Annotated in this window: 4 protein-coding genes; 3 read left to right on the top strand and 1 reads right to left on the bottom strand. The window is 71.5% G+C overall.

The annotated features are described in order from the left end of the window. Window positions 1–90: 90 nt before the first annotated feature. The gene (locus GTW40_RS12115; protein WP_161180173.1) at window positions 91–1,392 is read left to right on the top strand and encodes a hypothetical protein; all 1,302 of its coding nucleotides are present in this window, start codon (window positions 91–93) and stop codon (window positions 1,390–1,392) included. Here GTW40_RS12115 and GTW40_RS12110 read toward each other — a convergent pair. Next, a complete protein-coding gene (locus GTW40_RS12110) occupies window positions 1,372–3,738 on the bottom strand; it encodes an NB-ARC domain-containing protein (protein ID WP_161180172.1) in 2,367 nt (788 codons plus the stop codon). The genes GTW40_RS12115 and GTW40_RS12110 overlap by 21 nt on opposite strands. 376 nt (window positions 3,739–4,114) lie before the next feature. Here GTW40_RS12110 and rox point away from each other — a divergent pair, with 376 nt between their 5' ends. Together rox and GTW40_RS12100 are read left to right on the top strand one after the other, a co-directional pair. Then, on the top strand, window positions 4,115–5,542 hold the full coding sequence (gene rox, locus GTW40_RS12105) for a rifampin monooxygenase (protein ID WP_161180171.1): 1,428 nt from the start codon (window positions 4,115–4,117) through the stop codon (window positions 5,540–5,542). Between the two features lie 294 nt (window positions 5,543–5,836). Beyond that, window positions 5,837–6,949, top strand: a complete 1,113-nt coding sequence (locus tag GTW40_RS12100) for a glutamate--cysteine ligase (RefSeq protein WP_161180170.1) — start codon at window positions 5,837–5,839, stop codon at window positions 6,947–6,949. Window positions 6,950–7,101 lie beyond the last annotated feature (152 nt).

Here is a 7,101-nt window from a genome sequence, read left to right as displayed (position 1 = left end):
ACCCGAAACCCGAAACCCGAAACCCGAAACCCGAAACCCGAAACCCGAAACCCGAAACCCGGGGCCTTTGGGCTGACGGATGAATGGCTGGTGCACGACGGGCAGGTGATTCCGGCCGCCATCGTGTTGTCCCATGCCGAACAGCTCGGCCGGCTCGCCGACGGCTGCCCGCAGGCTGTCCCCCGGGCCCATGTCGCTGGTGACCCCTGCCTCGACCAGCTGCGCAGCGGACTCCCTTTCCGCGAGACCTACCGCCGGGCCCTCGGTCTCCTCCCCGGCCAGCGCCTCGTGGTCGTGTCGTCGACCTGGGGAGCGGGCTCGATTCTGGGATCTCCCCTCGCCCGGACAATGCACCGCACACTTGCGGAACTCCCCGCCGACGAATTCCGCGTCCTGGCCGCCATACACCCCAACGCATGGTACGCACACGGAGCCTGGCAAATACGCACCTGGCTCGCCCCGCTCCTCGAAAGAGGGCTCCTTCTCCCGCCCCCCGAATCCGAAACGTGGAAAGCCGCCCTCTGCGCGGCGGATTTCCTCATAGGGGACGCCGGATCACTCACGCTCTACGGAGTCGAACTCGGCATCCCCAGCATTCTGGGCGCCTTCCAGGACTCGGTCGTATCGCCCGACTCCCCCCTGCGGAAACTGGGCGACGCACTCCCCCGCATCGATCCCACCAGCCCCTTGCTCAACCAACTCACGCACGCCGCCCGCACCCAGCCCAGCGACCCTGACCTCGCCGCGCTGCGCGGAAGCGTCACGTCGGAGCCCGGCAGATCGGCAGCCCTTCTGCGTCGGCTCCTCTACGCGAGCCTGAACCTGCCCGAGCCCGACCATCCCGCCACCCCCCGGGCGATCCCCGTGCCCGCACTGCCGCAGGAGCACCTCCACCGTCAGCCTCATCTGCCCGCCCTGCTGGTCACCAGCGAGGTCACCGACGCCGGTTCGGCCGTGTCGCTGCGACGCTTCCCCGGTGGGCTTCAAAGCACCCGGCGCGATCATCTCGACGGCGCTCACCTGGTCGCCGACCCGGACGACCCGGACCCCCGCTGGCCCCGGTCGGCCGACGTACTGGTGCTCCCCCGCGAGCGGTGCCCACGGCCCACGGAGCTGAAGTGGTCCGACTTCAGCGGCCGGTTCCCCGGGTGTGAGCTGATCGCCCTGGAGGGGGACGGCCGGGACTGCCTGGTCCTGTTCGACGATGACACGCGACTGCGGGTGAGCTGGCTCGACCGTCCGGCGTGGGCGGACTTCACCGTCGCCGCGTCGGCGGTCCTCGCCTGGGCCCGCGATTCCCGGACGAGGCACCGCCCGCACGTACCGGAAATCCGGCTCACCGTCACTGCGGGCGACGACCTGCCCCCGGCCCTATGCGTGGTCGCCCGCTGAGCCGTCCAGCCGCTCCCGCACCTCATCCGCACGGCCGCTGCGGGCCACGGTGAACAACTCCCGGGCGTTCTCCCAGTCTTCCGCCGCCCGACGGCTGTCGCCCAGGTCGCGGTGGAGGTCACCGCGCAGCAGATGCGCCACCGCGAGGTTGTACGGCGACTCCGCCTTCGGCAGTTCCGCTACGGCGGAGTCGGCGGCCCGCACCGCCTCGTCCAGGCGCCCGTACACACGCCGGTCCTCCGCGTACCTGAGCCAGCTCTTGCCGATGTTGAGCGCGATGTCCTTGCCCTCGCCGAGCGCCGCGAAGCGCTCCCGGGCCTCGCGCAGGGTGCGCTCGGCGTCGTCGTGGCGGCGCAGGGCGGTGTAGGCGGCGGCCCGGTGGTAGGCGAGGAGGGCGAGACCACGGGGGTGTTCGACACCCTCCAGGGCCGCGACGGCCTGGTCGAGGCGGGCGAGAGCGTACTCGGGGCGCTTCAGTTTGAGTTCCAGCAGACCGAGCGCTTCCAGGGCGCTGGACTCCGTGCGCCGCTCCCCTTCGCTCCGGTCCGGCGCCTCGGGGTGTACGAGGTCGAGTGCCGCCTCAAGATGCTCGCGCGCCCGGCCCGAGTCGCCCTCCTCGACGTTCCAGCGGTCCAAGTGGGCGAAGCCGAGCTGGAAGCGCATCCGGGCGGTGGCCATCGGATCGGGGCCGCGCCGGGCGGCGGCGAGGCCCGTCTCGTGCGACTCGATCCACTCGGCATGGCCGGCCGTGCGCAGATAGAAGGTCCACAGCCCCTGACACAGCCGCCACGCCTCCTCGTCCAGGCCGATGTCGTGGGCGAGTCGCACGGCGGCGAGCAGTCCGGCCCGGCGGCGCCCGAGTTCACGTTCGGCGTGGGCATTGCGCCCGGCGGCGGATCGCGTGTATTCCGCGTAGACGTTCATCGGGTCGTAGCGCCAGCGCGAGGACAGCGCGGCCTCGCCGGACTCGGCTGCGTGCAGGTAGTGGCGGACGATGCGGGCCACCACCTCCCGGCGCTCGGCCTCGCCGATCTCGCGCTCCGCGACGTTCACGGCGTGGTCGTGGACGAGGGGGTGCAGCCGGTAGGTGTCGACGCCCTCGAACTCGACCAGCCGGGACGAGATCAGCTCCTGGAGGGCGTGGCGCGCGGTGGACGGCTCACCGTCAGTCGCGAGGGCGAGCACGGTGTCCATCTGGAAGTCGACGCGCGGCATGATGCCGAGGTGCCGGTAGAGCCGGGCGGCGTCCGTGGCGAGACAGGTGTAGCCCGCCTCCAGTGCGCTGGGGAGGTTCGGCGCGTCGTCCACGGTCAGCAGCTCCTGTCGCGAGGTCCGGTCGGCGAGGCGGGCGGTGATGTCCTCCAAGGTGCCCGGGACCGGTGACTTCAGGCGCCCCGCGACGAGACGCACGGCCAGCGGCAGGCCGCCCAACTGCCGCACGATGGGTCGGAGTCGTTCGGGATGCTCGGTGCTGTTGCTGACCTTGACCAGAAGTTCGAGAGCGTGGTCGTCCTCGAGGGGCGACACGTCGACGGCTTCGAAGTCGAGCAGCGACTCCAGTGCGGGCGGGACCTGTTGACCGGTCATCAGCAGGACGCAACTCGGTGAGTCCGGGAGCAGGGGCCGTACTTGGCCGAGTCTGGTCACGTTCTCCAGCAGGAGGACCGTCGGCCGTCGGCGCACAAGTCGCCGTACCTCGGCCGCTTTTCGGTCGAGCGCGGCGGGGCGGTCCTGTCGTGGCACGCCGAGTTCGTCCAGCCAGCGTTCCAGGACGGCGGCGAGGTCGGCGGGGCGGCCACGCTCGTCCGGCGCCAGGTCGGCGTGCAGGATGTCGCGGGGAAGTGCGTCCTGGTGGGACTTGAGCCACTGGCGGAGCGTGGTGCGCTTGCCCACTCCCGGCAGGCCGGACAGGAACATCGCGGTCATGCGGTGCGCGGCGGTGCAGCGTGCCCAGTAGTCGTTCATGGCACGGAGCACGGCGACGTTGTTGACGTAGTGGACGATGTTCGCGAAGGCGACCGGGGCCGGGCTGCGCTCGATGGTCTCGCTCACGACGGTCCGCGCACGGTCCGCGAGCTCGGGGTGCAGGGCGAGCACGCTCTCGAAGCGCTGCGCCCATGCGGCGAACGCGGCCTCCACCGCGGCCTCGTCCCCGGTGCGGCGCGCGTCGAGCAACGCCTGGCGCAGGTTCTCCAGTTCCGTCTCGACCGCCGCGTGTTCGCCGCGCGCACCCCGGTCGAGGAGCGAGACGAACCGCTTCTTGCCCCACCCCCACAGGTCCTGGAGAACCAGTCCCATGAGGCTGCTGGCGCACATGGCGGCCAGCGCCATCATCTCGGCTTCCACCGTTCTCCCCACGCTCCGGTCGCCGTCGTCCACCCGACGGGACCAACCGTAGAGATCATCCAGGGGCGTTGGCACGTGTTCGCGGCAAAAGTCAGCCGTATCAAGACACCGAAGCGGGGTTCCGGAAGGAGGACGCGTCCGCGATGAACGGGACGAGACGGAAGCAGGGCCACTCCTCTCCCTATTAAACATATAGCGCAAGGGGGCCCTTGCGGCAAGGCCCCCTTGGTGCCTCAGAATGGGCGGCCGACGCCCGGAGTCGGGGGAAATCAGAGTTTCGCGACGTATGGACGCGTTCGTTGGCGTCCGGGCGCTCGTGCGGGCACCGAGGGTGTGCCGGGCGGGTGGATGGGCCGTCTTGTGGGACAGGGGATACATGGTTGACGTGATCGTGGTCGGCGGCGGGCCGACCGGTTTGATGCTGGCCGCCGAACTGCGGCTGCACGGCGTGCGGACGGTCGTGCTGGAGAAGGCGGCGGAGCCGAGCCGCCAGTCGCGGGCGCTGGGGCTGCATGTGCGCAGTGTCGAGGTGATGGACCAGCGGGGACTGCTCGACCGGTTCCTGGAGCTGGGGAAGAAGTTCCAGGCAGGAGGGCCGTTCGCGGGCTTCGCCGCGCCGTGGCCGCAGGGGGTGGACACCGCGCACCCGTACGGCTTGGCCATTCCGCAGGTCGTCACCGAGCGGCTGCTGGCCGAGCGCGCCGCGGAACTCGGTGCCGAGATGCGGCGCGGGTGCGAGGTGGTGGGGCTGAGCCAGGACGAGGAAGGGGTGAGCGCGGAACTGGCCGACGGTACCCGGATCCGGGGGCGTTACCTCGTCGGCTGCGACGGGGGCCGCAGCCTCGTGCGGAAGCTGATCGGTGTCGGCTTCCCCGGCGAACCCGCCACCGTCGAGACGCTGTTGGGCGAGATGGAGGCGACCGCCGAAGCGGCGACGCTGACCGCCATGACGGCGGAGATCCGCAAGACCGAGCTCCGCTTCGGCGCGATGCCCCTCGGAGAGGGGGTGTACCGGATCATCGTGCCGTCCGAGGGGGTGACCGAGGACCGTACGAGCGCGCCGACCCTGGAGGAGTTCAAGCAGCGGCTCCGGGCCCTGACCGGCACCGACTTCGGGGTGCATTCGCCGCGCTGGCTCTCCCGGTTCGGGGACGCGACCCGGCAGGCTGAGCGCTACCGGGTGGGCCGGGTGCTGCTGGCCGGCGACGCGGCGCACGTCCATCCGCCGGTCGGCGGGCAGGGGCTCAACCTCGGCGTGCAGGACGCCTTCAACCTCGGCTGGAAACTGGCCGCCGAGGTCAACGGCTGGGCTCCGGAAGGGCTGTTGGACACCTACCACGCCGAGCGCCATCCGGTGGCCGCACGGGTGCTCACCAACACCCGTGCACAGTTCGTGCTGTTGCGGACCGACCCCGGCGTGGTGGCGCTGCGGGAGCTGTTCTCGGACCTGCTGGACTTCGAGGAGGTGAACCGGCACGTCACCGAGATGATCACCGCGGTCGCGGTCCGATACGACTTCGGCGAGGGCCACCCCCTGCTCGGACGGCGGCTGCGGGACCTGCCGCTCAAGCGGGGGCGGTTGTATGAACTCCTGCACGACGGACGCGGGTTGCTGCTCGACGGGACCGGCACGTTGTCGGTGGCGGGCTGGGACGACCGGGTCGACCACGTCGTCTACGTGAGCGAGGAGCTGGACGCGCCCGCCGTACTGCTGCGACCCGACGGCCACGTGGCGTGGGTCGGTGACGAACAGGAGGAACTGGCGGGCCAGTTGGCGCGGTGGTTCGGTACGGCGACCCGCTGAACCGTGGTGGGGCGGCCTCGGGAACCGGGCCGATATGTCGCTGGGCGGCGCGACCCGGTACCGCCCCAGCTCGCCGCCGAGCGGCACCCCACGCGAGCACCTCCAGGACTGACCCACTCGCCCGAGGGCAGGCGGGAGACGTACCCGGGCCGCGGGCACGGGCCGGTGGCTTCCGTACGGCCGGTCGGTCGTACGGCGTGGCGTCGCCCGGCTTCCACAGCCCCTGTCGCGGCCGCTCGTGCGAGAGTCGCCGCAGGGAAAACCGGACCCGGACCAGTCGAGGGAGGACAAGGCGTGCGGAGCGTCGGAGTGGAGGAGGAGCTTCTCCTGGTCGACGCGGAGACGGGTGAACCCCGGTCCGTGTCTGCGGCGGTGCTGGCCTCGGCGGGCCGGACGGCCGGAGCTGCGGAGGACCAGGTGTTCGAGCTTGAACTACAGCGTCAGCAAGTGGAGTTCGCCACCCATCCGCAGACCCGGCGGGACACGCTCGCGGCGGAGATCCGCCGCTTCCGCGCGGAGGCGGCGCGGCATGCCGAACGCACCGGGGCCGCCGTGGCCGCGCTGGCCACCTCCCCGCTGCCGGTCAGCCCCGCGCTGACCCCCGACCGGCGCTACCGCTGGATGGCCGAGCGCTTCGGGCTGACCCTCCAGGAGCAGCTCACCTGCGGATGCCATGTGCACGTCTCGGTGGACTCCGACGCGGAGGGCGTCGCCGTACTCGACCGCATCCGCCCCTGGCTGCCCGTCCTGCTGGCCCTGAGCGCCAACTCCCCTTTCTGGCAGGGCCAGGACAGCGGATACGCCAGTTTTCGCAGCCAGGTGTGGGGGCGGTGGCCCTCCGCCGGGCCCACCGAGATCTTCGAGTCCGCCGACCGGTACCACGCGCGGGTGCGGGACATGGTCGGCACCGGGGTCCTGCGGGACGACGGGATGATCTACTTCGACGCCCGCCTCTCCCACCAGTACCCCACGGTCGAGATCCGGGTCGCGGATGTGTGCCTGGACGCGGACTCGACCGTGCTGCTCGCCGTTTTGACCCGCGCGCTCGTCGAGACGGCCGCGCGTGCGTGGCGGGCGGGGGAACCTCCGGCCCGCCACGGCGTGGCCCTGCTGCGGCTGGCCGCCTGGCAGGCCGCCCGCTACGGCCTCGGCGGCCCGTTGCTCCACCCCGGGACCATGCGTCCCGCGCCCGCGGAGGAGGTGGTGCGCGCGCTGTACGACCACGTCCGTGACGCCCTGGACGACCACGGGGACGCGAAGGTCGCCGGGGACGTCCTGTCGGGGCTGCTCCAACACGGCAACGGCGCCGTGGTGCAGCGTGCTGCCCTGGAGCGGACCGGCAGTCTGCGGGACGTGGTGGCCGAGTGCGCACGGCTCACACAGGCGGAGCGGGGCACACGGCCTTGACCCCGTGAGGGCACACGCGCACACGGTCCCCATGACGGCACACGCATCCGTGCCCCCGTATGGCGCACGCACACATGTGGAGGGGCGTGAACACGTGGCCCGGTGAAGGCGCACGCACGTGCCCCGGTGAAGACGTGCGGTGCTCCGGCCGA

The organism is Streptomyces sp. SID4985 (genome assembly GCF_009863025.1).
Taxonomy (GTDB): domain Bacteria; phylum Actinomycetota; class Actinomycetes; order Streptomycetales; family Streptomycetaceae; genus Streptomyces.
The sequence above is the reverse complement of the archived record's forward strand: the minus strand, read 5'-3'. Positions and strand labels throughout refer to the sequence as shown.

Bases quoted from the DNA above. Each gene is read 5' to 3' on its own strand.
- rox (WP_161180171.1), top strand. From the start codon at position 4,115: ATGGTTGACGTGATCGTGGTCGGCGGCGGGCCGACCGGTTTGATGCTG.